This is a genomic window from Methylobacterium sp. J-088 (assembly GCF_022829295.1).
GTDB lineage: Bacteria > Pseudomonadota > Alphaproteobacteria > Rhizobiales > Beijerinckiaceae > Methylobacterium.
In genome coordinates, this window is sequence record NZ_JAKSYH010000258.1 from 1 (window position 1) to 334 (window position 334).

The following is a 334-nucleotide window of genomic DNA, read 5'->3' on the forward strand; positions in this document are numbered from 1 at the left end:
AGACTACTCTTCGCCGCTGTGACCCGATGCAAGATGCGCTGATCCGCAAGCTCGAAAGCTTCGAGGAACTGAGCGACGCCGACCGCGCCGCGCTGCGGGCGTTTGTGCCACGGGTGCGGAATGTGCCAGCGCGAACGGACAGCATCGCTGAAGGCGACGTCCCTGGCGACGTTCATCTCATCCTCGACGGCTACGCCTGCCGCTACAAGATGCTCCCGGACGGTCAGCGCATCTTGCATCGGGTCACAGCGGCGAAGAGTAGTCTGCCATCCTATAATCGGTGCGGGGCACAAAACTTCGTCATAGGACGGATATTGACGTCCAGTAGCTGGTA

Annotated in this window: 1 protein-coding gene; it reads right to left on the reverse strand. The window is 60.8% G+C overall.

Annotated elements, in window-relative coordinates; genetic code table 11:
- On the reverse strand, window positions 1-239 hold a 239-nt coding region (locus MKK63_RS28105; RefSeq protein ID WP_244007333.1), incomplete at its 3' end, for a hypothetical protein.
- Window positions 240-334 lie beyond the last annotated feature (95 nt).